21 protein-coding genes are annotated in these 24,805 nt (G+C 38.9%); 5 read left to right on the top strand and 16 right to left on the bottom strand.

All coding sequences use genetic code 11. The features are described from left to right. Nucleotides 1–2: 2 nt before the first annotated feature. Nucleotides 3–1,226: a CehA/McbA family metallohydrolase gene (locus QNI15_RS37210; RefSeq protein WP_314037105.1), complete on the bottom strand. Its 1,224-nt coding sequence runs from the start codon at nucleotides 1,224–1,226 to the stop codon at nucleotides 3–5. Nucleotides 1,227–1,430: 204 nt separating this feature from the next. On the opposite strand from QNI15_RS37210, the gene QNI15_RS37205 reads away from it, so the two are divergent. Beyond that, nucleotides 1,431–1,940 (top strand): methylated-DNA--[protein]-cysteine S-methyltransferase, encoded by a 510-nt coding sequence (locus QNI15_RS37205; protein WP_314037103.1) that lies wholly within the window; start codon nucleotides 1,431–1,433, stop codon nucleotides 1,938–1,940. 69 nt (nucleotides 1,941–2,009) lie between these two features. Here QNI15_RS37205 and QNI15_RS37200 read toward each other — a convergent pair whose 3' ends face one another. The 11 genes from QNI15_RS37200 to QNI15_RS37150 form a co-directional block, all read right to left on the bottom strand. After that, entirely contained in the window at nucleotides 2,010–4,547 is a 2,538-nt protein-coding gene (locus QNI15_RS37200) for an ABC transporter permease (protein ID WP_314037101.1), read from the bottom strand. A 123-nt stretch (nucleotides 4,548–4,670) separates the two neighbouring features. Beyond that, entirely contained in the window at nucleotides 4,671–6,296 is a 1,626-nt protein-coding gene (locus tag QNI15_RS37195) for a Stp1/IreP family PP2C-type Ser/Thr phosphatase (RefSeq protein ID WP_313992180.1), read from the bottom strand. Nucleotides 6,297–6,423: 127 nt separating this feature from the next. After that, the gene (locus QNI15_RS37190) at nucleotides 6,424–7,062 is read right to left on the bottom strand and encodes an alpha/beta hydrolase (RefSeq protein WP_314037099.1); all 639 of its coding nucleotides are present in this window, start codon (nucleotides 7,060–7,062) and stop codon (nucleotides 6,424–6,426) included. Nucleotides 7,063–7,092: 30 nt separating this feature from the next. Continuing rightward, complete coding sequence (locus QNI15_RS37185; RefSeq protein WP_313992186.1) at nucleotides 7,093–7,533, bottom strand: molybdenum cofactor biosynthesis protein MoaE; 441 nt, start codon at nucleotides 7,531–7,533, stop codon at nucleotides 7,093–7,095. Between the two features lie 73 nt (nucleotides 7,534–7,606). Further along, the gene (locus QNI15_RS37180; protein WP_314037097.1) at nucleotides 7,607–8,251 is read right to left on the bottom strand and encodes a hypothetical protein; all 645 of its coding nucleotides are present in this window, start codon (nucleotides 8,249–8,251) and stop codon (nucleotides 7,607–7,609) included. A 211-nt stretch (nucleotides 8,252–8,462) separates the two neighbouring features. Continuing rightward, nucleotides 8,463–9,524: a HesA/MoeB/ThiF family protein gene (locus QNI15_RS37175; protein WP_314037095.1), complete on the bottom strand. Its 1,062-nt coding sequence runs from the start codon at nucleotides 9,522–9,524 to the stop codon at nucleotides 8,463–8,465. 532 nt (nucleotides 9,525–10,056) lie between these two features. Continuing rightward, complete coding sequence (locus tag QNI15_RS37170) at nucleotides 10,057–10,554, bottom strand: hypothetical protein (protein WP_314037093.1); 498 nt, start codon at nucleotides 10,552–10,554, stop codon at nucleotides 10,057–10,059. A 379-nt stretch (nucleotides 10,555–10,933) separates the two neighbouring features. Further along, nucleotides 10,934–12,754 (bottom strand): molecular chaperone HtpG, encoded by a 1,821-nt coding sequence (gene htpG / locus QNI15_RS37165; RefSeq protein WP_313992194.1) that lies wholly within the window; start codon nucleotides 12,752–12,754, stop codon nucleotides 10,934–10,936. A gap of 158 nt (nucleotides 12,755–12,912) precedes the next feature. Continuing rightward, complete coding sequence (locus QNI15_RS37160; protein ID WP_313992196.1) at nucleotides 12,913–13,332, bottom strand: response regulator; 420 nt, start codon at nucleotides 13,330–13,332, stop codon at nucleotides 12,913–12,915. Nucleotides 13,333–13,578: 246 nt separating this feature from the next. Then, complete coding sequence (locus tag QNI15_RS37155; RefSeq protein ID WP_314037091.1) at nucleotides 13,579–14,871, bottom strand: sensor histidine kinase; 1,293 nt, start codon at nucleotides 14,869–14,871, stop codon at nucleotides 13,579–13,581. A 350-nt stretch (nucleotides 14,872–15,221) separates the two neighbouring features. Beyond that, a complete protein-coding gene (locus QNI15_RS37150) occupies nucleotides 15,222–16,700 on the bottom strand; it encodes a gluconokinase (RefSeq protein ID WP_313992203.1) in 1,479 nt (492 codons plus the stop codon). A gap of 178 nt (nucleotides 16,701–16,878) precedes the next feature. Between QNI15_RS37150 and QNI15_RS37145 the strand changes: the two genes are divergently transcribed. From QNI15_RS37145 to QNI15_RS37130, 4 genes are all read left to right on the top strand, one after another. Then, nucleotides 16,879–17,736 carry a helix-turn-helix domain-containing protein gene (locus QNI15_RS37145; RefSeq protein ID WP_314037089.1) on the top strand — a complete coding sequence of 286 codons (858 nt, stop codon included), beginning with the start codon at nucleotides 16,879–16,881 and terminating at the stop codon, nucleotides 17,734–17,736. A 317-nt stretch (nucleotides 17,737–18,053) separates the two neighbouring features. After that, nucleotides 18,054–18,464 (top strand): OsmC family protein, encoded by a 411-nt coding sequence (locus QNI15_RS37140; protein WP_313992209.1) that lies wholly within the window; start codon nucleotides 18,054–18,056, stop codon nucleotides 18,462–18,464. A 67-nt stretch (nucleotides 18,465–18,531) separates the two neighbouring features. Beyond that, nucleotides 18,532–18,852 carry a thioredoxin gene (trxA, locus tag QNI15_RS37135; RefSeq protein WP_313981422.1) on the top strand — a complete coding sequence of 107 codons (321 nt, stop codon included), beginning with the start codon at nucleotides 18,532–18,534 and terminating at the stop codon, nucleotides 18,850–18,852. 367 nt (nucleotides 18,853–19,219) lie between these two features. Then, the gene (locus tag QNI15_RS37130) at nucleotides 19,220–20,047 is read left to right on the top strand and encodes an XAC2610-related protein (RefSeq protein ID WP_314037087.1); all 828 of its coding nucleotides are present in this window, start codon (nucleotides 19,220–19,222) and stop codon (nucleotides 20,045–20,047) included. A 13-nt stretch (nucleotides 20,048–20,060) separates the two neighbouring features. On the opposite strand, the gene QNI15_RS37125 is transcribed toward QNI15_RS37130, so the two are convergent. From QNI15_RS37125 to QNI15_RS37110, 4 genes are all read right to left on the bottom strand, one after another. Next, entirely contained in the window at nucleotides 20,061–20,885 is an 825-nt protein-coding gene (locus QNI15_RS37125) for an SDR family NAD(P)-dependent oxidoreductase (protein ID WP_314037085.1), read from the bottom strand. A 9-nt stretch (nucleotides 20,886–20,894) separates the two neighbouring features. Further along, a complete protein-coding gene (locus QNI15_RS37120) occupies nucleotides 20,895–21,773 on the bottom strand; it encodes a bestrophin family protein (RefSeq protein ID WP_314037083.1) in 879 nt (292 codons plus the stop codon). Between the two features lie 82 nt (nucleotides 21,774–21,855). Further along, complete coding sequence (locus tag QNI15_RS37115; RefSeq protein ID WP_314037081.1) at nucleotides 21,856–22,833, bottom strand: ADP-ribosylglycohydrolase family protein; 978 nt, start codon at nucleotides 22,831–22,833, stop codon at nucleotides 21,856–21,858. A 96-nt stretch (nucleotides 22,834–22,929) separates the two neighbouring features. Continuing rightward, nucleotides 22,930–24,546 (bottom strand): GAF domain-containing protein, encoded by a 1,617-nt coding sequence (locus QNI15_RS37110; protein ID WP_314037079.1) that lies wholly within the window; start codon nucleotides 24,544–24,546, stop codon nucleotides 22,930–22,932. Nucleotides 24,547–24,805 lie beyond the last annotated feature (259 nt).

The following is a 24,805-nucleotide window of genomic DNA, read 5'->3' as shown; positions in this document are numbered from 1 at the left end:
ACTCAAAAATTAGGGTCAAAATTAAAGCATATGGGATTGGATAGAGCGACCATGTTTTCACTCAGAACCATTGACCCAGGAACCTGTGGATAGGCAGTTTGGGGACCTTCTATTGTAACACGATAATAACTCCGTTTGCCAGTAATGGGTGTGTCGGTAAACTCAACTACAGGAAGTTTTCCTGTAGCCTGAAAAGTAGCAAACGAGCCTCCATTTTTTACAATAGTTACTGTGTATGTTGCTTCCGGAAGTGCGTTGCCACTTAGTTGTACCTGAAAGTGGACTACCTTGCCTGTTGATTTGGCATTGTCTCCCATCATCATATCCATCTTTCCGTCTTCATCCAGGTCGGCATAAAACTCAACACGAGGTGCGTAGGGGTTGGCACTTACCGAAACCCGTCCATTGGTGAGTGCATCTATTACGCCTTGTAATGTACGGGTCTTGGCAAATACCCAGGTAGTTGGTGTTCCTACATAATTAGCCGTAGCCTGCACACTGTTTTTGGTAGCCTTTTCCGGCGAATCAGGCACCCCATGATGGGCATCACTTCCACCTCTTCCGGTTAGTTTGCGACCTGAGGAAAGCATATCGTCCCAGATCATGATAGCATTCGCATTTTTAGGCCATACAGCCGAATTCCAAACTTCAATCGATTCGATCATATCATAGGAGTACCCAAAATGATCTTTTCCGCTTGGGTGGTTAGCTGAGAGGTGAATGCCCAGTTTTTTCTTTACTCCGGCTGTTACTACATCCCTCTGATCCCGAACGTCGTATAGCTGTTGGTGGTCATACGGTTTAGCAGAAAAGGTATTGCCATGACCTCGGGTAGTGGTCCACTCTGCTCCATATAGCAACAATAAAGAATCTGTTTTAAACTCCGGATCTACCCAGGTATGGTGTGCAACATCTCCATTGACATGGTTATCATGATCGGTAATGCCTATGTAATCCATGCCAACTGATTTAGAGAAGGCAACAATTTTTGAGATAGGGTTATTAGACGACTCAGTACTATGCCGGGAGTGGAGGTGGAGATCCCCTTTTAGCCACATACCTTCTGTCAGGCTGGCAATGGGTGGTAGTTTGCCAATGTCTTTCTTTTCCCATGGATTCACATGGCCGGATTGTGCCATTACGGAAGAACTAAGGCTACAGGCCATTGTCAGCAACATTCCTGTGCAAACGAAACTTTTATGCAGAGCTATTTCCAGAAGACTCATTCTGTTGGTTGTCTTAAACACTTTAGTATGGTTTATAGGGTTTGACTATTGATTGGTAGCAAAGGTATAGACAGATAGGAGGCAATGCTGTTACGCTTTTGTTAAAAGACCGTTGCGTATAATTTATGATTTTATGATAGCTTTGAAAGATAAGGCATATTTTGCTTCATCCAGGTAGTACATACCTATTCAAAAACAGATTGAATGTATTATCACAAAAAAATAAACTCTCCGGTAGGTGAATTGACGTTAGTAGCTACTGACAAAAGCCTTATGGCTGTGCTTTGGGAGAATGATGACCCTACCCGAATACAGCTGGAAGAAAGTATAGAACAGGAAGATCATGTTCTCCTGGTTGAGGCAGGCAACCAATTAGCTGAATACTTTGAAAGAAAAAGAACAGGTTTTGAACTCCCTCTGGAATTTACAGGAACAGAATTTCAGAAAAAGGTATGGCAGGCCCTTCTGACTATTCCCTTTGGTGAAACCCGGACGTATGGTCAGATTGCCCAGCAGATCGGAGATCCCAATGCGGTACGTGCAGTAGGTGGGGCAGCCAACAAAAATCCTATCTCTATTATTGCACCCTGTCATCGGGTTATAGGTGCTTCAGGTAAGTTAACCGGATTTGCAGGAGGACTCAAGACTAAGTCGTATCTGTTACAACTTGAGTATACAAAACGTAATCTGACTCTCTGGCAGAGTTGGGAGTAAGCAGTACTGTCCCAACAAAAATACCCGACCTTGCGGACGGGCATTTTCTAAAATAGCTTATAGTTTTACTTATACTTCCGCTCTTAGTACCTCAAGCGGAGGGCGGGATAGTACTTCACGACTATTGAAAATACCTATAAGTACTGTCAGGATAGCAACTGACAACGCAACAATAGCTAATGGCATATACACAGGTACGAAAGGTGTTTCAAATACAAACTTTGCCAATGCCCATGTACTTGCCGTCGACATAATAATTCCTGCCAGCGCAGCTAATAGACCTAAAAACAGATATTCTATGGAAGTGATCAACAGGATCTGTCTGCGATTAGCACCAATAGTGCGCAGCAATACACTCTCCTGAATACGCTGGTATTTGCTGATAATAACAGAACTTGCCAATACCAGCAAACCCGTCAGAATACTGAACAAGGCCATAAAGCGAATAACAAACGAAATTTTAGCCAGAATCTCGTCCAGCGTTTTTAATATAAGCCCCAGATCAATCGCTGATACATTTGGATATTGAGTCACCAGTTCCTGTTGGAATCTGGCAGCGATATGTGTATCAGGAGTACGAGTCACCAGTACATTAAACTGTGGGGCTTGTTCCAGTACACCGCTTGGAAATACAACCAGAAAGTTAGTCTGCACTCTATTCCAGTCTACTTCGCGTGTACTGCCAACCCTTGTTCGCATAATAGCCCCTTGTACATTGAATGTCAGTTCATCACCCAACTTTAGTTTTAATCGTTTCGCAAAAGGCTCTTCCAGAGAAACAAAGATAGTATCAGTGGGCGAAGCTACTTTTCGTAACTTTCCGGAAGCTATTTTTTCGGAACCAATCACGGTGTCTCTGTAAGTAACCCGATACTCCCGGTTCAAAGCCCATTCAGGGATATTGGCACTTGTATCTTTCTGAATCGATTCAATGGATTTACCCTTAATTTCTGCTAGTCTCATGGTTACCACAGGTACCTGCTGAATAACAGGAAAGTTATATTTCTTTACCAATGCGTTGACCCCTGCCTTTTGTCCGGGCTGAATGTCAAACAAAACCATATTCGGCTGGTTACCACTGCCTGTAAAAGAAACCTGATTAAGCAATTGTGTCTGTGTCAGATTTAAGGTAGCAATCAGAAAGGTTCCCAATCCAATGGATGTAATCAGTACCAATGTCTGATTATGAGGCCGATACAGATTGGCAAGCCCTTGTCTCCAGGCATAGCTCCAGGATGTAGGAAAGAACTTTCGTACAGCCCACATCAGGCTATATCCAACCAGAGATAGAATAGTAAATGCCAGAAACATTCCCCCTGTAAAGCTAACAGCTAAGATTACGTTATGGCTTTGTAGATAGGAAAATGTAGCCACAAATAAAAGAATAGAAAGATACAAAAGCCATCTCCAGGGATCACGCGACGAGGTATCACCTTCATAAGAAGAACGTAAGGTGCGTAAAGGAGATATTCTCCGAATAATCAATAAGGGCAGTAAGGCAAATAATACTGCCATCAGCAATCCAATGCCTATACCTTGGATAATAGCACTCCACGATAAACTCAGACTTACACTCACAGGCAAGAAATCGCCAAATACAGTAGGCAATACAAACTGGATAGCAGACCCCAGTGCAGCACCTGCAATAGCCCCAAGAAGCCCCATTACGGATGTTTGAATCAGGAATATCAGGAATGTCTGCCAACCTTTTGCTCCCAGACAACGCAATACGGCAACAGAAGCAATTTTTTCTTTGATATATAAATGTACGGCACTGGCAACACCTACACAACCCAGCAGCAGTGCCACAAATCCCACCAGATTCAGAAACTGTGTGAGGTTGGCAAATGCTTTGCCTGTGCTTTCTTTTCTACCTTCAATAGTCTCAAAATTTATCCCGCTTTTGTTCAGATGATTTTCTTCTTTTTTCGCCCATTGTTCTGCCTGAGCAGGAGAATTAAACTGATAGTAGAACCGGTAATTTACCCGACTACCTCGTTGCAGCAAATGGGTGTCATCCAGAAAGGCATAGGGGATATATACAGTTGGAGTAACCGTAGTAGCTATGGCCGTTTGCCCAGGCATTTTATTGACACGCCCTGCAATGTAAAAAGTCACATCACCAATCTTTACGGAATCACCCGGTTGTACACCAAATTGTACCAACAGTGCATCGTCTACCAACGCATGACGGATCTTCCTCTCATTAGCAGTCTGGATAGCCTTTGAAGCTGAAGCAGGCACAGTTTCGATGGTACCATAATACGGAAACTCTCCTGACATGGCTTTTACTTGTACCAGACGGGTTCCATTGTTATGAGGAAACAATACCATAGAGGCAAACCCCACCTCTTCGGAACGTTTACGTCCAAGCTTCTGAAACACATTGCGGGTGGAATCAGGCAGGGGCTTGTTGGAAGAAAGAGACAAATCTGCCCCAAGCAATTCTTTCGCCTGATCGTCAATACTCTGTGACAGGTTATCAGAGAATGATTGGATGGCTACCAATGCCGCTATTCCCAGCACAATCGCAGACATAAATAATAGTAATCTTCGGCGGCTCTTTCGGCTATCGCGCCATGCCATCTGAACTAACCAGCGAAACATGAAGTATGACAATTAGGATGATAAGTATACAAACAAAGTGTGAATAAGAACGTTAACAAAACCAAAACCCGCAAAGTTTGAATACATTGCGGGTTTTGGGATAAAGACGGATGAATGGTTGTTTTATTGTTTTTCCGGTAATGGGATAACAAGTTTCTCGCCTCTCTCTGTACGATCGGCAGTCTTTTTATTGGCAGCCATAATCAGATTTTTGGATACGCCATACTTTTTAGACACTACACTCAAAATATCTCCAGCTCCTACCACATGTTCTGCCTTTACTTTTACTTTTAGCTTGGTTACATCTGATTTAATATCTTTTTCGACATCCTTGATCTGCGGATTAAGCGATTTTAGTGTTTCATATTTCAGGTTATAGCGGTTGGCAATGCCCCGGAATGTCTCACCTGCTTTAACAGTATGTGTGATGGTAGTTCCTCCGGCAGGTATGCTCACTGTGGTTTTAGGTGTTTCCTCCGCTTTTGGCTTTTCTGCTTTAGGCTTTGGTTCTTCCTTTTTAGGCTCCTCTTTCTTAGGCTCTTCCTTCTTTACAGGAGTGGAGACAGGCTTGGGTTCTGCTGTCACATCAGGTATTTCTTTTTCCTCCGTTCCTTCCTCTTCTGTAGCCTCTGTGTCTGCGTTTGTTGCCCCTGTTTCTGTATTGGCTTGTACGGTATTGAGTTCCGAACTCTCAACAGGATCACTGGATATGTATTTCCAGCCAGCAATAAACAGACCTATGGTAATAGCGGCCAGGCCACACAATAAAATTAAAGCAAGATCTGGTCTTGAGGATGTTTTTTTCACAGGTTCTTCTGATATCGTTTGATTGGAATTAGGCTTTGTCTCTGTACTCTCTGTTTGATAAGAGGTAGTTTCTTTTGCGTAGGTGTTCTGTCTCGGAGTCTCATAACTCTCGGCGATTTCGCTTTTCGTAGGAGTCGGTGTTGGAGGAAAATCAAAAACGTTCAGAGGAGGTGTAATAAGAGGTTCCGTAACCACAGGTTCCCCCTGTGCCTGGAATCCAATTACCTGTACTGTTATATTATCAGCTCCACTGGCATTGTTGGCCATCTCCACCAGTTGCTTGGCTTTGTGGTCTACAGATACACTCTGTGAAAGTACCTGACTTATGCCATCGTCCGTTATGATTCCGGATAAGCCATCACTACACAACATAAAGATATCGCCCGGATTAGGCTGTACCAACTGACCAATCTCTACATCAATATCCTGATCAATGCCCAAAGCTTGTGTCAGTTCATGACGACGAGGATGTGAAAGAACTTCTAATGTAGTAATCTCACCACGATCTACCAGCTGTTGTACAAATGTATGATCTTTAGTGAGGCGTAGTAATCTGCCATGTGTAAACCGATACAATCTGCTATCGCCGATATGTGCGTGATAGACTACACCATCACGTACCAGCATAACTACACAGGTAGTGCCCATTCCTTCGAGTTCAGGGCTCTGCTGGGATGCAGCAAATACTTTGCTATTGGCATACATAAATGCCTGCCGCAAAGCTTCTATAGGATTTTCATACCGTTGATGATCAAAAAATACACGAATGCTTTCAGATGCCATCCGAGCCGCAGTTGCACCACCCAGGTGACCTCCCATTCCATCGCAAATCACGAAGACCTCTCCATTAACTGTCCTGTAATGCCCATAATAGTCTTCATTTGTCTGACGAACTTTCCCTATGTCGGTATAGCTGCTTGCTTCAAATTCCGGTTGTGTCATAAGATCAATAGGCTGTGAATGATTTGTTGTATCTGAATATATTGTTTGTTTTTACTAAGGAAAATCGCTTTTTCAGCTTTTGGACTATATCATAACCCCCTGAATATGACATCTCTTCATTATACATTCATATCAGTTTTGAGATAAATGCATTGATTTGTGTCACCTGCCGGATAATCATCAAATGTCCACCCGCATGTATCGGAATGGTGTTCCTGGTATATTTATACGGCAAAATGCGATCTTTGTCGCCGTGAATATGCACTAAATTTTCTATTTTTTGAATACTCTGCCATGTCAAAATCTGCCGTATAGCCCATTTCAGGAATATAGGATCTGTATTTCTGAGGATATCATTCAGTAAATCTATCTCCTGTTTGCTTCTAACTCCAAAGCTATAATAGGTCAATAGAGTAGGAGTGAGAAGCCATCGGGCTGGTATCCAGCGATCCAGTTGCAACATACCTATCCAACGATAGTATATTGGCAATTCGTGTTTATTTTTTACACTCGATATCAGAATGACTCTTCTTGGTTTCAGAATCTTTGCTACTTCTGTAGCAACAATCCCACCAAAAGAAACGCCAATCAGGATGAGATTGTCTTTCTGCTGAATTTGCTCATGTATTAGTCTTTGTGCATATAACTCCAACGTCTCTGAAGGAAACGGCAACACCCATTCAATTGTTTTTGTTGGGTAATCCTTCAAGTCAAGAAATTGAAACACGCGATGATCTGCCCCTAATCCACTGAACAAATAAATCATGCCAGATGCAAAATCATATATTCTGAAAGATTATACCCACCGATACGATTGGTCACTGTAAAACTCCTGTTTCCATACAGGCAGTTCTGCTTTGAGACGATCTACAATATGTTCCAGTGCTTCAAAAGACTGTTTCCGGTGGCGACACGAGACAAATACAAACAAGGACACTTCGCCTGCTTTTACTTCTCCCAGGCTATGGTAGATATGCAGACAGGTCATGTCATTGTACTGAGCAAAAAAATCTTCCCGCATGGCAGCCATGATTTGCTCAGCCATGGGCTGATAGGCGCTATAGTGGATAGAAGTAACCTCAGAACCATCTTTTGCATCTGCCCGTACTTGTCCTAAAAAAATAGCATGTGCTCCAATATTCGTTTTTGTACTATGCTTGGCAATAGAGTCAGCAACAAAATCAGGCTGAATAGGTCCATCTATGAATAATTTCTTTGTCTTCTTTACTACTTCCATTTTTAATCAGGTTAAAATTGCCATGAGATATTTTCCACCACACATTATATTCTCTTACACTCTAGACCAGTATTTATTGAGTATCATCTAAATAATCAATAAACCAATCGAAGTCATTAATATTTTTGTATTCGGCCGGAACTTTATCCATTGTTATAGTTTCTTTATTCACTCCTTTAAAAACTGTCTTTTTAAACTGTAAACTATCTGGTGAAAAGATTTCCAATGTATCTATTTTCTTTCCTTCCCATTTAAGTTTACGAATATCTATCATACCAGGATGTCCATATTCTAATGAATAAACTAACTTTTTCTCTGGATAAAAAGTAGGATTTAGAAAAAAGTATTCTTTTTCAACAACTCCTTTTTGACTATCAAAGGTATATACATAGTATGCATTTCGCCGACAACAACCTGCAGAAGAATATTCGTATATATAAAAATCATTATTGTTATCTCCATTTAGATCTTTGAAACCTGTTCCAAAAAAATCTAGGTCATTCATCTCTTTTTGAAAAATAGATATCAGCTTCTGATTTTTGAGAATAAATACATCTATGAACCTCACTCCATGATGTACTCTTGTGATAACAAGGTGCTTTTTTAAATCACTAAATAAAAAGCCAAAAAAATATGCGTAAGAATCTTTCTCTTCTTCGGAAATAACATTCTTGGCAGAAGCATTTTTTATAACCTTCTCTTTAATACGGGGTAACAATGAAGCAAATCCAATACTATCTGCTATTTCAAATTTTCAACGCTGTTCTTCTGAAATATATCCTTCAGAATCCGCAGTTGAAGTCGAATTTAACTTTGGCTGACAGAGAGTGTATCTTCAATTTTTGCGTTTAAGTTCTTTTTCTTGGCTTCATATGTCCAGAAACCAATGGAAATACACATAAATAAAAGAAAACGCATTAGTATCTATATTAAATTTTGATCCTATCTAATCCACCCTCCAGGTTTTCGACATTCATTAGTCCATATTGCTGGGTCAGCATCTGTACTGCCAGGTTACTCATCCGCCCTGACTGACAGAATACAACCAATAGTTTATCTTGAGGTAAATCATCAACATACCCTGCCAGCTGACTCAAAGGAATATGCAAAGTCTTCTCTTTCGGAAAAATTGCATTGTCTAAATCTTGTTCGCGGACATCTATAAATTGCACCTCCGGATTCTGAAGAAATTCTTTCACTATATCAGAAACAGGAACTCTAAGACTATTTTCTTTTAAAGATACCGTTTTCGCTTCCTGAAGATTACTTGAAATAATAGGTTGACGACGTTTTATCTTAATGGTTCGATGGATGTTGTGCAGTGTATTGATCATTAGCAACTTCCCTGACAGTAGCTCGCCTATGCCTGTAATGAGCTTAATCACTTCCAGTGCCTGATACATACCAATCACCCCAGGCAATACACCCAACACTCCTATATCGGCACAGTTAGGTGGTTCAGCATCACCTTCGTCAAACAGGCAACGGTAGGTAGGACCATTCTCGTAATTAAACACAGCTACCTGCCCTTCAAACCGATGGATAGAGCCATACACAAATGGCTTATTGGCTTGCACACAGGCGTCATTGATTACATAACGGGCTTTAAGGTTATCTGTACAGTCTACTACTATATCATAATGCAGAAGTAGTGTCTGAGCATTGTCTTCAGTGAATTTTTCAGGATAGGTTTTGATAGCGATAGTAGGATTCATGGAATGTAAAACCTCTTTTGCTACTTCTACCTTTTTACGTCCTACCGAATCCGTTGTATACAATATCTGACGTTGTAGATTGGATAGGGAGACAACATCTGCATCTATAATACCAATAGTACCTACACCCGCAGCTGCAATATACTGCAATACCGGACAGCCTAGTCCGCCAGCCCCCACAACAAGTACTCGTGCCTGCAACAACTTTTCTTGTCCTTCTATTCCGATTTCTGGCAACAGCAGATGTTTCTGGTATCGCTCATAGTCCATATTCATAGCGATTATTGGATTAATACCTAAAAATACAAATTTCTATATGATCTTCTGATTCTGACAACAGAAAATACATAGAAGAGGTTTAAGCTGGTTAATAGGTTAGAGGATTACTTGTTTTTATGAATCTTTATAAGCTATACGCACCGGTTGTAACAGTTTTGAAGAATCTCTCTGCCTTGCGCATAGTTCACGGCACGGCTCCTGTCTGGCTCCGGATGGGTCGCCCGACCATGAAAGCAGGTTTTGATTAGAACTCACGGCAATTTTCTGTTTGTGCATAACTCTGATCCTTTTTCATTTTGACTGGAATTCCGATCATTTTTTCTGTTGCGCATAACTCACCGCAAAAATAAAATCTGATCGGAATTCACCGCAAAGTTTTTCTTGCTATGAATAAAACGCAAGAGTAAGGCTTTCTCTCAATATAGTACACTTTGCCTGAAGTGGTAAATAACTTGGGATAGATTAGCTTATAAAACACGAAAGCCTGTTTCATAGACAGGCTTTCGTACAAGAAGGAAATAATGTGAAGTTAGTTGATTCTAATTAACTGGCTTTTCATTTCACCAGGAATTTCATCTACAGACAATATACGCAAAGATGGACTCTCTTGCTTTATACTGGAAGTAACTTGTGGTAATACACCTTCCACCTTCTTCTGATTGATTCGATACATAGCGCCTGTAGCAGGATCAATAATCAAAAATCCCAAGGCGCCTCCAATAACAATATTGCCAAAGTACCATCCATTGACGTCGCTTTCCAGAGTAACTACTCGAGGCTCATATCCGTCTTTTGTAAACTTAATAGAATAGATTGCTCTCTTAAAATATCCACCACTACTCTTTAACATGACAGTTGCTGGTGTTGTACCTACCGCAACTTCTAATCCTTTGCGATTAGTAATAGTAAAAGAGGCCTGATCTGGCGCACTTACAATCTGTACAGGATATTTTGTACGACTTACAATACTGGCACATCCTGAAGCCAGCAACATACATGCAAATGCAGGTAATAAAATTCTTTTCATAGAAATGTAGATAAAGTATAGATGTTAGGACGGTAGTTTACACGCAAAAGTAACGGATCATCTCTATATATTTTTTACATTTCATCAATCAATCTTACTTTATCTTGGCAAAAACAATCTAACAAATCACTTTGCAAAAATTAAAAAGACTCAATATAATCACCTAACAATGAATAATTAATAAAAAAGCCGTTTAAATAAACCGTTGCAGTTTCAGCATATTTCATACATGCTTGTTTACAAAAGGATATTATTGATAACTGTCTCTATTGTAATAGATTAGACTTTATAGAGAAGTAAGCTAGTAAAGAAGCCATAACATAAAAAAATCCTGACAACCTTAGTCATCAGGATTAGAGTTATTGAGTATCAGAAAACCTTACTTTGTCAAATCCAGTGTACGTTGGATGAAGGATGTAAGATGGCTACCAGATAACAGGTTTTGTGAAAGCAAAGCCAGGTCATACACATGACGAATCAGTTGTCCACGTTTGGCTTCATCAGCTTTCAGAATTTCCTGAGTCAGCGTATGGTTTTCGTTGATCGTTACCTGATAGGTAGTAGGGAAGCTACCAAACATTGGGTTGCCTCCTGTCTTAGCCATATCCTGCATACGACGCATAAATTCTGGCAGAGTGATTGTCACAGGCAACTCATCTGTTGGAAGTGGTGATACACTGATGCTCAAGTTTTTGTCGTTCAGTGTTTGCTCAAACCACTCTTTCAGATTTTTCTTTTCCTCATCATTCAGGATACCACTGATTGTTTCTTCTTTGTTGATGAGTTTGTCTATTGTATCAGAATCGACACGTTTCAGGCTTACCTTCTCAAACTTAGACTCAAGAGTATTGATAAAGTGGCTATCCAGTATACCGTTCAGTTGCAATACATCGTAACCCCGCTTTTTCGCCGACTGAATAAATGTATCCTGTTTTCCTGGATCTGTTGTATACAACATGACTACAGAACCTTCTTTATCTGTTTGAACAGGTTCTACTTTCTGACGATATTCTTCGATAGTAGCATATTGATTATCTGTATTTTTTACCAGAACAAAATCTTTTGCTTTCTCATAGAACTTATCATCAGCCACCATACCATATTTGATAAACAAACCAATGTCATCAAATTTCTCTTCAAATCCTTTACGGTCAGCTTTGAATAACTCTGATAACTTATCAGCTACCTTTTTGGTGATGTGGGTATTGATTTTCTTTACGTTGCTGTCTGCCTGAAGATAACTACGAGAAACGTTTAACGGAATATCCGGAGAGTCAATTACTCCATGCAACAACATTAAAAATTCTGGTACAATATCTTTTACCTCATCTGTGATAAATACCTGACGTGAATACAACTGAATTTTTTCACGGTGCAGCGACAGATCATTTTTCAGTTTTGGAAAGTAGAGTACTCCTGTCAGATTAAATGGATAGTCAACATTGAGGTGAATCCAGAATAACGGATCTTCGCTGAAAGGATAAAGCTCTTTGTAGAAAGCTAGATAATCTTCATCTTTCAGATCATTGGGAGATTTTGCCCAGATAGGAGCGGTATTGTTAATTACCTTGCCATCAAATTCAATGGCTACAGGCATAAAACGGCTATATTTCTTTAGAATATTCTCCAGACGGAATTTATCCAGAAACTCTTTGGAATCTTCAGCTACATGCAGGATAATATCCGTTCCTCTTTCTGTTCTTTCGCCTTTGGTAATTTCAAACTCGGTGTTTCCTTCACTTGCCCAACGAGCCGCCTGTGCACCTTCGCGGAAAGATAGCGTTTGAATTTCTACTCTCTCAGCCACCATAAAGGCAGAATAGAAGCCTAAACCAAAGTTACCAATGATCTGATTGCCTTCACCTGCATCTTTGTATTTCTCTAAAAACTCTTTTGCTCCGGAAAAAGCGATCTGGTTAATATATTTTTTAATCTCATCTGCAGTCATTCCAATCCCATTGTCACTTACTGTAATGGTTTTGGCAGCCTCATCAAAAGATACTTTTACTTTTAATTCACCCAGTTCACCACTGTATTCACCTAGAGAGGATAGTCTTTTTAGTTTCTGAACAGCATCAATAGCGTTTGAAACCAACTCACGCAGGAAAATTTCGTGGTCAGAATAAAGAAATTTCTTAATGATCGGAAAAATATTCTCGGTATGAATCGAGATCGTACCTTTTTCTTCTGTCACTGTCATATGTATAAATGATTTAATGGTTAATGGCGAATGATTGGTCCTGTAATAAGAACTTGCTTTTAAAGACAAGCCATACTTATCCGCAAGTCACAGGACAATTTTTTTGCCAGTTACCAGAATCTGACAGAGTGACAGAAATTAGTAAGAATAGAAGTAGATTAACTGATAATTTTACTGATATCAGCTTGTGTAAGGGGTTTTACTAAATAGCCTTTGACAAATGGATAATCTTTGACTCTGGCTCTATCCTGATTAGAGTCGGAAGAGGAAAGGATGAATATATTCAAAGCGAGTGTTGACAAATCAGTCTGTTTGGCAAAGGCAGACAGCCATTCCCATCCTGTCATGTAAGGCATGTTCAGATCAAGCAATACAATTCCAGGTTGTTGAGTATTTTCCAGAATTGTTGTTAATGCATCTCTGGGATCTATGAAATTCACAATCTCTGCATCCGGAAGCTGACTCTTAATAAAACGATTGTGAATAAGATGAAACAGATCATCGTCATCTACTAAGTAAAAGAGAATACCATTTTTAGAAAAAGTAGTTTCCTGACTGGAAGTAGATACGGAGTTCATTAACAAATAGGGTGGAAAGAGAAATAACGGAATAGCAGTTAGCAGGCACAAAAATAGAAGAAATCATGTTTATATGTGCATCCCCATACAAATATATGATTAATTAATATTATCAGATTTTACCTATTCCAACAAAAACAGATATATAGATAAAAATTACATACATCAACTAATTAACTATATACTAGACTTTTGGGATCTTATATACCTCTATTTTTAACTACCTACAGGGCTTCATCCGACTGGCTACATGGATGGAATTTCTACAGTAAACTCAGTAAATTCTCCTATCTGCGAAACTACATTAATATGTCCACTCATTTTCTGTATAGATTCTTTGGCTATATATAAACCAAGACCTGATCCAGGTTTCACATGAGGCATCTGGTTCCCCGCACGATAAAACATTTCAAAGATGCGTGTCTGATCCTCTGCGGCAATACCGACTCCATTATCTCTTACCTTTAATAAAGCCCGGTTGTCATCTACCTGACACGCTATATGCATTTCTTTGGGACTCTGGTATGGGTTCTGATAGCGAAAGGCATTGGATATCAAATTATTTAAGACTATTCTAAAGCGGTATCGATCTGTAAAAAAATCTGTTGACTGTTGAATATTGGTACGAATTTCTACCCCTGCATGCAGATATTGATATTGCCGGATAGACTCTTCAATCTCTTTTTCAAATTCAATCGGATCTCTTCTAATCTCATAACGTGCATTACGTGAATATTTCAGGATGTCCCCCATAAGTAAGTCCAGACGCATTAAATTCTGAACCATAATGTCATTGTACTTCTGTATTTCGTCCACATCCTGCTCTTCTCGAATAAGATTTCCCAAACCAATAGCTGAAGCTAGTGGTGCACGGAGTTCATGGCTAATACTATAAACAAACCGATCCAGTTCCTGATTGATTTTTACCAGTTCTTCATTTTGTGTTCGCAACATTTTTTCAGATGTACGAAGCTGGTAAGTGCTTTCTGTGTTATGCGAAATAATCAGATAGGCAAAAAACTGACAGAGAAAAACAACAAATCCGAAGTTAAATATTGTATATAGATCCTGAACTTCTGCTGAAATCTGTGGGAGACGAGGAGGAATATCTCCAAAGTTTATCCATAAGGCATGAATAGTAGGGTGCAGAATATGCAGAATGAGTTGTGTGTTATTATTACAGTCAATTAAATAGGGTATTACAACTATCAGTGGCAGAAAATACAAATGGGCGCCGGTTGTTTTACCTTCCATCCAACAGATAAGAAACAAAAACAAGCTCGTTATAAAAGATAAAACATTGCCAGCAACAATAATCAAACCTTTCCGAGTCAGATAAAGTACTAGCCCCAGAAAAAAAACAAAACTACATGGAGCAAAAAGAACAATCCAGACCTGATAGTAAATAGCAGGTAAAGAGGCAAGGATCAAAACGGCCAGGCAAAACCAGGCTATGTTACCTAAAAACTCCTTTTCTCTTTCCTGTACAAACCTTGAAGGATTTTCCGATCCTAACGGCAGTTTAATAGTAGAAAGCATTGATTAATTTTATAGAGAATACTGGCTCAGATTACACAAAAAAATAGGGCACTCTTACTTATACTAGATGCAAGTGAATGTGTTCTGTCTCTAACGAATGCGCCTGCTATAGGCAAAGCTCTGCGTTATCCGGAAAACAGGATAATAAATACAGCCGGGACATACAAAAATAGAAGTATAATAAGGAACCCTAAAATGAAACATTTTTGAAATATTACTCACTCCTTACATTTGGAGATAATATTGTCTCTATGAACCTGGTAATGGATTCCAAACAAGCAAGCTAGCCTTTCTAAAATTCTATACAACTATAGAAAGGCTGGCAGTCATTATACTATATAACTTCTATATTAGGAAAAAAATTGAGGAGATAGGGTGTTGTATAATTTACAATACTGATCAAATACTTGCTGATATAACTGATGGTTAGAAGAGTTAGGTTCAAATACTTGAGATGACTTATCTGCCGGTACTAAGCGCCATGATCTAAGTGTTTTTAACGCATAACGTCCCACTAATACCGCTCCATAACCAGAACTCTCGACTGTATCTGTTATAGCAATTGGTTTGCCATATACATCAGCCAGCAACTGCACCCATTCTTTGGAGCGGGCAAAACCACCACCTACATATAGTGTATTTATTTCAGGAAACTGATCAAGCAAGGCTCTCCCTGTATGATAGATAGCCAATGCAATACCCTCGAAGGCGGCTCTGATAAAGTGGGCCTGTGTATGCTGAATGGTAATACCAAAATAGACACCTTTTGCATGAGCATTGTATACAGGTGCCCGCTCCCCCAATAAATAGGGAAGAAAAAGCAATCCATCTGAACCGGCAGGAACAGACAAGGCTTTGGTAATAAGTGTTGTAAAGTCACCTTCTTCAATATCAGGAAAAAGATTTTTGTGCAGCCATTCGGCAATTATACCTCCATTGTTCATCCCTCCACCTGCTATAAATAATTCAGGAGTAAGCACATAACAGAAAGTTTGCATCTTACTGTCTGTCCAGGGTTTCGGAATACCAATTCTTACAGCACCACTAGTGCCTACAGTTATGGAAACCTGATCGGGTGTCAGAGCACCAGTGCCTACATTTGCCAGACAACCATCACTGGCCCCAATAACAAACGGGGTTCGATCAGGAATTGTCAATTTTTCAGCCCATTCAGATGAACAATGCTCTATATGAAAAATATCTACCAGAGTTGAAAGCTTTTCAACCGGCAATTGTATTTTCTGTAAGGCCTGTTTATTCCAGTCAAGCGTATGGATATCAAATAATCCTGTAGCAGAGGCAAGAGAATGATCAATAACATATTTTCCAACCAAACGAAAGAAAATATATTCTTTAATACCAATAAACTTATGAGTCTGTTTAAAAAGATCCGGATTGTGCTCACGTAACCACAAAAGCTTACATAAGGGAGACATTGCATGAATAGGAGTGCCTGTGGCCTGATAGATCTCCATACCTTCTGGTGCTGCTTTCAATCTATCCGCCACAGCTCCTGCCCGGTTGTCAGCCCAAATGATAAGTTGTGTCAAAGGTTTTCCCTGAACATCTACAGCCATAAGGCTGTGCATAGCCGCACTAAAGCTTACTCCTTCTAACGTTCCCTGAGTCCTAGCTTCGTTCTGTACCTGCTGGATTGTTTCTATTACTGCTTTCAGGATCTCATCAGGATCTTGTTCGCTTTGTTCAGGCTCCGGGTGGGAAATAGGATACCCTATATTATGGTGAGAAATGATGTGTCCTTCTGATGAAAATGCAATGGCTTTTGTACTGGTTGTACCAATATCCACTCCAATAAAATACGACGACATAGAAAACAGAATAGGTTAAAGTACAAACATACACATATCCTGTAGCTGACAAAATATCTCTATAAAAAAGACCATATAATACGAACCCAGACAGTAACTCTGTATGTTGCGTGTTATATCTGGAAGAATAGAAATATCAATTACTTAAGCTTTATATTAGCCAGATTTCCAAAACTACATGAACAATCAACTAAAAGAATTTGCCTTTAAACGGTTTGGTATTCTGGATTTAAGTGTGTCCGAAAACCTTCCAGCAGATCGGGAAACGTTAATGACCTTTATCCGAATTCTTTTCCTGAAAGCTGGAACCCAAATTACAATTGACTTTAAAGACTATTCTCTACAACAAGATGCCCTGTTTTTTGTTAATCCGGGTCAATGGATTCAGTTGGAAGAAGGTCTACAAACAGGCACAATACTCTATTATAACAGGGACTTTTATTGTGTAGAAATTCACGATCAGGAAGTATCCTGTGATGGAATTTTGTTTCGTAATGTATATGAAATCCCTGTTGTTTATCTGACTCCAGAACAATCTGCATCCATACAGGATATTCTTAATGAGATTACTGCTGAACTACAAAACGAAGAATCTAATATGGAAGAGATGCTTCGAATATTACTCAAACAAATTATCATTAAATCGACACGTATCTGGAAGCAGGAACATGAACTGGTCAATGAAGAGTCGCACCAGGAAGTAGATTTTATCCGAAAGTTTAGCCAATTGGTAGAAAGCAATTATACCCGTCTGCATGCTGTAGCAGATTATGCCGAATTGCTACAAATGACTCCTAAAAACTTGAACAAACGAATTACAAAATACAGCGATGTTTCTCCCAACGATCTCATCAAGAACCGTATTCTACTGGAAGCCAAACGGCTACTGGCACATACGGATTTAAGTGTGAAAGAAATCGGATACAAACTCGGCTACGATGACCCGGCTTACTTTGTACGTTTCTTTACTCAGCAAACCGAATTTTCGCCACAACACTTTCGTAAGCAATACCAACAGTCAGAGCCTTTTGCCTAAGCAAAGGCTCTTCTTTTTTATAAGGGGGAAAAAGTACAACGAAAGGAGTTCTTTGTGCATTGAAGAGCCTTACTGCTTACTATATCTTTGTATCATCAAATTAATTAAAAACAAAGAAACAGAAGCACAACATGAAAATCCTTAAAAACATCGCCAATCGTCTGCTTGAGACAATTTTAGCAAATCGTAGTGTAGTAGCACCTGTGAGAGTAATTGCTCACAATAAGCGCAGACCTTTTTAAGAAATCGCTTCGAATCTAACCCACTCAATACATATATTTTAATTAAATCATACAAAACCAACTCTCTATACTCATATGAAACGCACAGCAACCGCACTCTGGAATGGTACTATTAAAGAAGGAAAAGGCCACTTAACTACTCAAAGCACCGTTTTAAATCAAACTCAGTATTCGTTTAATTCCCGCTTTGCAGACGGTGTCGGCACCAATCCTGAAGAATTAATGGCAGCAGCTCATGCAGGATGTTTTACCATGAAACTAAGCCTTGACCTGACAACAGCCGGTTTTACTCCTGAATCACTGGAAACTCAATCTGCAATTACACTTGACAATGGCGTGATTACCCGTTCTGACCTGACATTGAAAGCTCGTATTCCAGGTATAACAGAAGAACAATTTCAGGAAATCGCAGCAGGAGCAAAGGCTACTTGTCCAGTAAGTAAGGCGTATAATATGGAAATTACATTAAACGCATCTCTGATCTAAAAATCAGACTCATGCTATGCAAATACAGGATGTTTTCATCCTGATACACAACTAAAACAATACAACTATGTCTCAAATATTCACAGACGCTAATTTTCAGAAAGAAGTTCTGGAAAGCGATCAATTAACCGTTATCGATTTTAATGCTGACTGGTGTGGTCCTTGTCGCTCTCTGAGTCCTGTTATAGATGCTTTGTCTAAAGATTATGAAGGCAAAGTAAACATTGGTAAGGTAAATGTGGATCAGAACCCTGCTTTGAGCGCAGAATATGGAATACGTTCCATACCCGCCGTTTTATTCATAAAAGGAGGCAAAGTAGTAGACAGACAGTTGGGAGCTGTTCCTAAAACAGTACTGGATCAGAAAATACAACTGCATCTGTCCTAACCCTGCCATTTTTTCAGATAGATAAGAAGGTTGAAATTTAGGCGTTACAACCACCTCTATGTTAAAATCTCCGGTTGATCAACCGGAGATTTTTTGTGATAGACAGAAGCCCCTTTCCTATTGCCTTCCTGATTTTAAATTTATTTTTTCAGTTTAATGATCTGTTATAAACTTATTTAGCCCTTAAGGGACATTCATATTGATTAAGAGCATAAGTTTTTAGATTTTATTTTCAGTTTTGAGGTTAGTCTACAAAAATTGTCTCTAACTTATAAGAAGTATTCATGAGAGATTCACTTTAACAGAAAGTTGATTCTTCAGTAGAACTCAGACTCTGGCCCTAAAGCTTATTCAAAATTTTGTTAGTATGAAATTCATGTTTATTTCGTACATAATTATAGCATTCTTAACGGCTTGTGGTAGTTCTTTCAAAGAAACACCAGTAGAGAAATATCGACCAAGTAGGAGAGAATATAAAAGCAAACTATTTGTCAAAGACAGAGCAATCATGAATGCTCAAGATTTCCTAAGAGGAGACAGTATATTGATTTCTCGCCTAAAAGAATATACTACAACTTCTTTTGTGGAAATTAATTCTTCAAGCTTTTATTTAAAGATTTTTAAGCACCCACAGATAAACAAGCCTATTGCTGTTCTTATAGATTTTGATCATGACATTATGGGATTTTACATAAGTCACCATAAAAAATGGCACAGTATGAATATTTATGAGAGTAGCTTTGGCAAGACATTTTCAGTATTTACCCGATTATCTGATTTTAACTTTGATAAGTATACAGACTTAGCTTTACATACGTCTTCATCGAATGGTTGCTCAAGTGCACATTTTGCCTTTTATTTCTATGATCCAAAGCAGCATATGTTTATCAATGATATTACATTCGAAAAATCAGTAAGAGGAAATCCTATTGCTGATAAAAAGCATTTGATAATCAGATCCAGAGAAGCATCTTGTGCCTGTGGGTGTTACACTATTTATGAACACAAATGGACCGATAATAAGCTAAGGTTAGTGAGAACATTGAATAAAGATCCATATGCAGATACTTTATTTATTACAAACTATTCAACTACAGGCCAAATATTATCCAAATCAGAAGAATATATGTCTTACGGCAAGTCCCAAAAATTGATTTCCGATTTTGAGAATTATAAGAAATATGATTTGAGATAGGTTCTAGATCTTTTCAAGATCCATAAGGAAATGCAACCGGATCAGGAAACTGAAAGGTATACTTCAAGTCCTGGCCTAGTTTTTCATTACTGATAATCTTGTGTGCAGGCAATGTAGAATCATCATAGACAGGAGGGAGGAAGCCCAGATCTTTCACATTCTGATCATATACAAGTCTGCGAACAGGATGTAAAGGTGCTACAACATTATAAGTTACACCCCATTTTTTCTGCTTAATTACCTCACAAATAACTTCTACGACATCATCTCTGTATATAAAGTTAACAGGTACATTACCAGTTGTAATTGTTTTGCCTGCCACATATTTTCCAGGAATACGACCATATCCCATTAAGCCGCCACAACGAAGTATGGTTGTAGCAGGAGAAATATTCCTCAACAAGTGTTCAGCTTGTACCATTGCATTACTTTCTATTACTTCTGTTTCCTCAGTAGCAACCTGATTATTATCAGGATATACAGAAGTAGAACTTATGTATATGATTTGAGGTAGAGGTATTGATATGGATTCGGCTAAAGATCGAATTTGTTGTACATGAAATTCATCACCATGAATAAGAGTACGTGGCGGAATATCAATAATCAGAATATCTGCCTGTAAAAACTTATATAACTCACTCTGATGTACTTCTGCAACACTGGGTTGAAGATTAATTAAGAAAGGTTGTACCCCTGATTCAGCCAGAACACCTAACTTTTCAGTAGTAGTAGTACTTCCTTTTACCAGATACCCTTTTTCGAGTAGTTTTTTTGCTAAAGGTAAACCCAACCAGCCACAACCCAGAATAGAGATAGTGCTAATAGTAGTATCAGTCATATTTGTGTTTTATAATATTTCGCCAATGTGTTTTTTAATGTTGCTGGCTATTTTGAAAGTTGGTAGGTCATTGGCGTCTCCACCAAATGGATCTTCAATCTCCTCAGCAATCAACTCTATACTAGCCAGTACATAGAAAACAAAAATAACAACTGGTATTACCCAATATCCTAATGAAAAGACAAACCCAAAAGGCATAGTCATTACATAAAAGAAGATAAATTTTTTGATGAATATACTATAGGAAAAGGGGATAGGCGTATTCTTGATTCGTTCACAAGCACCACATACGTCAGTAAACGAAAGCAGTTCTCCATTTAATACAATTAGCTGAGCCTCTTTGATTTTGTTTTCTTCATACAATTTGTTTGTCCGTCCGAATAATAAGGTAGCTACTTGATTAGGCAAATGTTTACTTTTATCCAAATCCTTCAAGTCCGGATGTTCCTGCTCATCCAAAGCCAATCTTGTTGCTTCTGACTGTAAGTGTGCGGCTAAAGTAGAAGCATACAATGCAATAACACGTTTAAAAAAATGACGATTGGATGCATCTTCGGGTGGCAATATTGCGGCTAACTTAATAGCCAGATTTCGGCTGTTATTTACTAAACTACCCCATAATCTACGTCCTTCCCACCAACGGTCGTAAGCGGTATTTGTCCGAAAAACTAGTAGCATGGAAATCACGAACCCTAGTAAGCTGTGCACGACTGTTAAATTGCGAAGATGGTTATTCTCTGATAGCTTCCAATATTCCAGTTCCACATAGGCTACTGCCCATGAATAGATACCAAGTGCAGCCATAAGCGGTGCCAACTGGCGTAGTGTATCAGATTTGTGAAAACGAAAAATAAATGTAAACCACTCTTTGGGATTGTAAGAGATCATTTGAGTTATTAATTCATGTAAATAATTATACCGATCAAAAAAGCTAAAAAGTATTCAAATAAGTGCCTGGATAAATCTTCGACTAAGATATTCCATTATATTTCTTGTGTAGTCTCATTGCCAGATCTTCAATATCCTGACGACGTGCCAGCTCTGCTATCCATGATTTAGGAATTTGCTCAAAGCCATACAACAAACTGGCAAGTCCACCAACAATAGCTCCTGTAGTATCTGTATCACTTCCCAGATTTACTGCCTTCAATACTGTCTCACTATACGAATTGCTGTTTAGTAAACACCAGAAACTAGCTTCCAGGCTACTTAGCACATATCCTGAGGAAGAAATTTCATTCTCACCATATTCATAAATCGGTTTTATCTCATAATTACTAACCGGATTCATTAGAATACTATGAAATTTATCTATTTCTTCCTGCCTACACACAGCCTGACTTTGTAAGAAGTCATTCACCAGGTTTTTAGTTATCTCAAAGGCTTCGAACTTTTCCTTTCCTTCTATAATCTGACGGGCATATTCCAAATAAATAAAACAGGCAATAACCGAACGGATATGTGCATGTGTTACAGAAGATACTTCTTTGGTGTATTGATAGCGTTTCTCAATAGGCATATCTTTGATATGTAGCAACAGAGGCAGTATCCGCATCAGTGACCCATTGCCATTGCTTCTCTCATCTGATCTGCCGGCCTGCAAAGGGTTTACACCTCTTATCAGATCACTGATGGCATCAGAAGTAGCAAATCCAATATCAAACACATTTCCATGAGGAGTCCAATAATCCATTTCCCGCCAGTTAATAAACCGACGTCCCAGATCGTTAAGATCATATCCTTTGCATAAACTTTCAGCCAGGCAAAAGGTAAGCGAACTATCATCCGACCAGGTTCCAGATGGCTGATTGTGGCTTCCATATCCTATCATACCTGTAACTGGATTAGTATGTAATTCTATTCTCTCCTGAAATTCTACAGGCACTCCCAAAGCATCTCCTACAGCAACTCCAAATAAAATCTCTCTGGCAAAATTTCGTTGTGACATAAGTAGTTTTAAATAAAAAAGCACCCTGTTGCCAGGATGCTTCAAAAATAGCAGGATTTACAATTAAAATTTACTAAAGCTGGATTTATAAGACCATTAGGCAATCACCATTTTTTTAAGTTCATCATTTTCCATTTTCAACTGCTCGACCTGCTGCATGTATTCATGTCGCTTGCGTTCCATTTCTTCCTGAGTAGCCATCATCTCTTCCATATTCTGACGCATCTCCTCTTCCTGTGCCCGCATCAATTCTGTCATATGCTGAGTCTCAACCAATAATCTACTGGTCTTCTCGGAGATTTTTGCAGAAGCAAATGTAACTGCCATGCTCTCGCCCAATTTTTCTACGAAGGCAATTTCATGAGGTTGAAACGTCTTGAAAGAAGCGAGTTCGATTACACCCTGAATCTTATCATCATATTTAAGTGGCACAATCAATAAGTTGTTAGGTCGGGCATCACCTAAACCTGATGAGATTTTTATATAATCCTGAGGAATCTGTGTTAGATAAATAGTATCAGCTTCCTGCCATGCTTGTCCAGCTAATCCCTCACCAGGTGCAATTTCTTTGTTCAGGTATTTCTTTCTATTATAAGCATAGGCAGCTCTCAGTTGTAATACAGGTTTAGCTGGATTCTCATCCTGTAAGATAAATAAAGCTCCCTGATTGGCATTCAGATATTTAATAAGCTCAGCCAAAACACGATCTGAAATTTTAGTCAGATCAGACTCTTTTCTAAGAATCTCGCCCAGATAACTTAGACCTTCGTTTATCCAGTTACGTTTCTGATCTTCCTCTTTTACCTGTTGCATTTGCTCTTTCATTTGCAACAATTCACCAGCCAGTGTGGTAGTGTTTTTCTCCCGTATGGCCTCGGTCATTCCTTCCCATGTCACACTATAATTTCCATTAGCTATATTCTTTACAAAATCAGATGCTCTGCGAATATTCTGAATGGAATTATCCAGAATGTCCTTTACACTTATCTCTTCTGTAGCTTGTTCGGTCTGTGTTCGGGAATGGAAGAAATAATTCTGGTTATAGTTTTCCAGTTCCAGCAATAACATCCTTCTTTCTTTGCTCTCTTTTCTCAACCGATAGATAATGAAGTATACAGTAGGCAATGTGATAATCAACAATATGATTTGTATCAAAATATTCTGATACATGGCCGTCTGATAGTTTTGCTGTGCTTTGTACTTTATTTGGTCCTGAAAGGCAAACACCGGTTTCTCAAATGCAGCATATTTTACCCATACATCATATCCTTTGTCTTGTTTGAGCATCTTGGTAAAAGCGGCCATACTATCCTTTTCAGCTAGTGCCACCATTTCGCCCATAAACTGTATGTATTTATCTACTTCATGCTTGACTATCTGAAGAGAATCCAGTTTATCATATTTTTGTTCTCTCAGTAGAGAATCTATTTTGCGGAATAAGGGCTCATGTTTTACCAAAGCTGACTTATATGGTGATAATAAGTTGGTATCCTTAGTCAAAGCATACCCACGAACACCCAGATCTAAAGTGTGTACTGTTCCATTGAGGATGCCTTGTGTAGCCAGCTTAACCTCTTCAGTATGTTTTTCAAGTTGTGAATTTTGTTCAATGACTTTATTGTTACGGATGGTAATCCAAATGTTTACTAATATTAGTAATACTATAGCAGCAAAAGATACGATAAGCCAGTTATTTTTTATGATCTTCCTCATAGAGAAAATGGTTACATAGTTGACTTTAAATTCTTTATTGTTGCAGCAGTTTAGCAAACCAGATTAAATAATCCGAAATCTGTACTCTTAATACAACTATGCAAAAAAGATGTGAAAAGGAGGGAGTAGTTACCAGTGGTGGTCGGAAGAAATTCCGACCCCTTACGTTTTAAAGACTTTGTTGGGATCTCCACCCGCCAGTGTGATCATGATAGTGGTTATAAGTTCTCTGAGTTGTAAGACAACTCTTCTTTTTGCC

Source organism: Xanthocytophaga flava, from assembly GCF_030068545.1.
GTDB classification, from domain to species: Bacteria; Bacteroidota; Bacteroidia; order Cytophagales; family 172606-1; genus Xanthocytophaga; species Xanthocytophaga flava.
The sequence above is the reverse complement of the archived record's forward strand: the minus strand, read 5'-3'. Positions and strand labels throughout refer to the sequence as shown.

Coding starts and splice junctions, on each gene's coding strand:
- QNI15_RS37210 (WP_314037105.1), bottom strand. CDS start 1,226: ATGAGTCTTCTGGAAATAGCTCTGCATAAAAGTTTCGTTTGCACAGGA.
- QNI15_RS37205 (WP_314037103.1), top strand. CDS start 1,431: ATGTATTATCACAAAAAAATAAACTCTCCGGTAGGTGAATTGACGTTA.
- QNI15_RS37200 (WP_314037101.1), bottom strand. CDS start 4,547: ATGTTTCGCTGGTTAGTTCAGATGGCATGGCGCGATAGCCGAAAGAGC.
- QNI15_RS37195 (WP_313992180.1), bottom strand. CDS start 6,296: ATGACACAACCGGAATTTGAAGCAAGCAGCTATACCGACATAGGGAAA.
- QNI15_RS37190 (WP_314037099.1), bottom strand. CDS start 7,062: ATGATTTATTTGTTCAGTGGATTAGGGGCAGATCATCGCGTGTTTCAA.
- QNI15_RS37185 (WP_313992186.1), bottom strand. CDS start 7,533: ATGGAAGTAGTAAAGAAGACAAAGAAATTATTCATAGATGGACCTATT.
- QNI15_RS37175 (WP_314037095.1), bottom strand. CDS start 9,524: ATGAATATGGACTATGAGCGATACCAGAAACATCTGCTGTTGCCAGAA.
- QNI15_RS37170 (WP_314037093.1), bottom strand. CDS start 10,554: ATGAAAAGAATTTTATTACCTGCATTTGCATGTATGTTGCTGGCTTCA.
- htpG (WP_313992194.1), bottom strand. CDS start 12,754: ATGACAGTGACAGAAGAAAAAGGTACGATCTCGATTCATACCGAGAAT.
- QNI15_RS37160 (WP_313992196.1), bottom strand. CDS start 13,332: ATGAACTCCGTATCTACTTCCAGTCAGGAAACTACTTTTTCTAAAAAT.
- QNI15_RS37155 (WP_314037091.1), bottom strand. CDS start 14,871: ATGCTTTCTACTATTAAACTGCCGTTAGGATCGGAAAATCCTTCAAGG.
- QNI15_RS37150 (WP_313992203.1), bottom strand. CDS start 16,700: ATGTCGTCGTATTTTATTGGAGTGGATATTGGTACAACCAGTACAAAA.
- QNI15_RS37145 (WP_314037089.1), top strand. CDS start 16,879: ATGAACAATCAACTAAAAGAATTTGCCTTTAAACGGTTTGGTATTCTG.
- QNI15_RS37140 (WP_313992209.1), top strand. CDS start 18,054: ATGAAACGCACAGCAACCGCACTCTGGAATGGTACTATTAAAGAAGGA.
- trxA (WP_313981422.1), top strand. CDS start 18,532: ATGTCTCAAATATTCACAGACGCTAATTTTCAGAAAGAAGTTCTGGAA.
- QNI15_RS37130 (WP_314037087.1), top strand. CDS start 19,220: ATGAAATTCATGTTTATTTCGTACATAATTATAGCATTCTTAACGGCT.
- QNI15_RS37125 (WP_314037085.1), bottom strand. CDS start 20,885: ATGACTGATACTACTATTAGCACTATCTCTATTCTGGGTTGTGGCTGG.
- QNI15_RS37120 (WP_314037083.1), bottom strand. CDS start 21,773: ATGATCTCTTACAATCCCAAAGAGTGGTTTACATTTATTTTTCGTTTT.
- QNI15_RS37115 (WP_314037081.1), bottom strand. CDS start 22,833: ATGTCACAACGAAATTTTGCCAGAGAGATTTTATTTGGAGTTGCTGTA.
- QNI15_RS37110 (WP_314037079.1), bottom strand. CDS start 24,546: ATGAGGAAGATCATAAAAAATAACTGGCTTATCGTATCTTTTGCTGCT.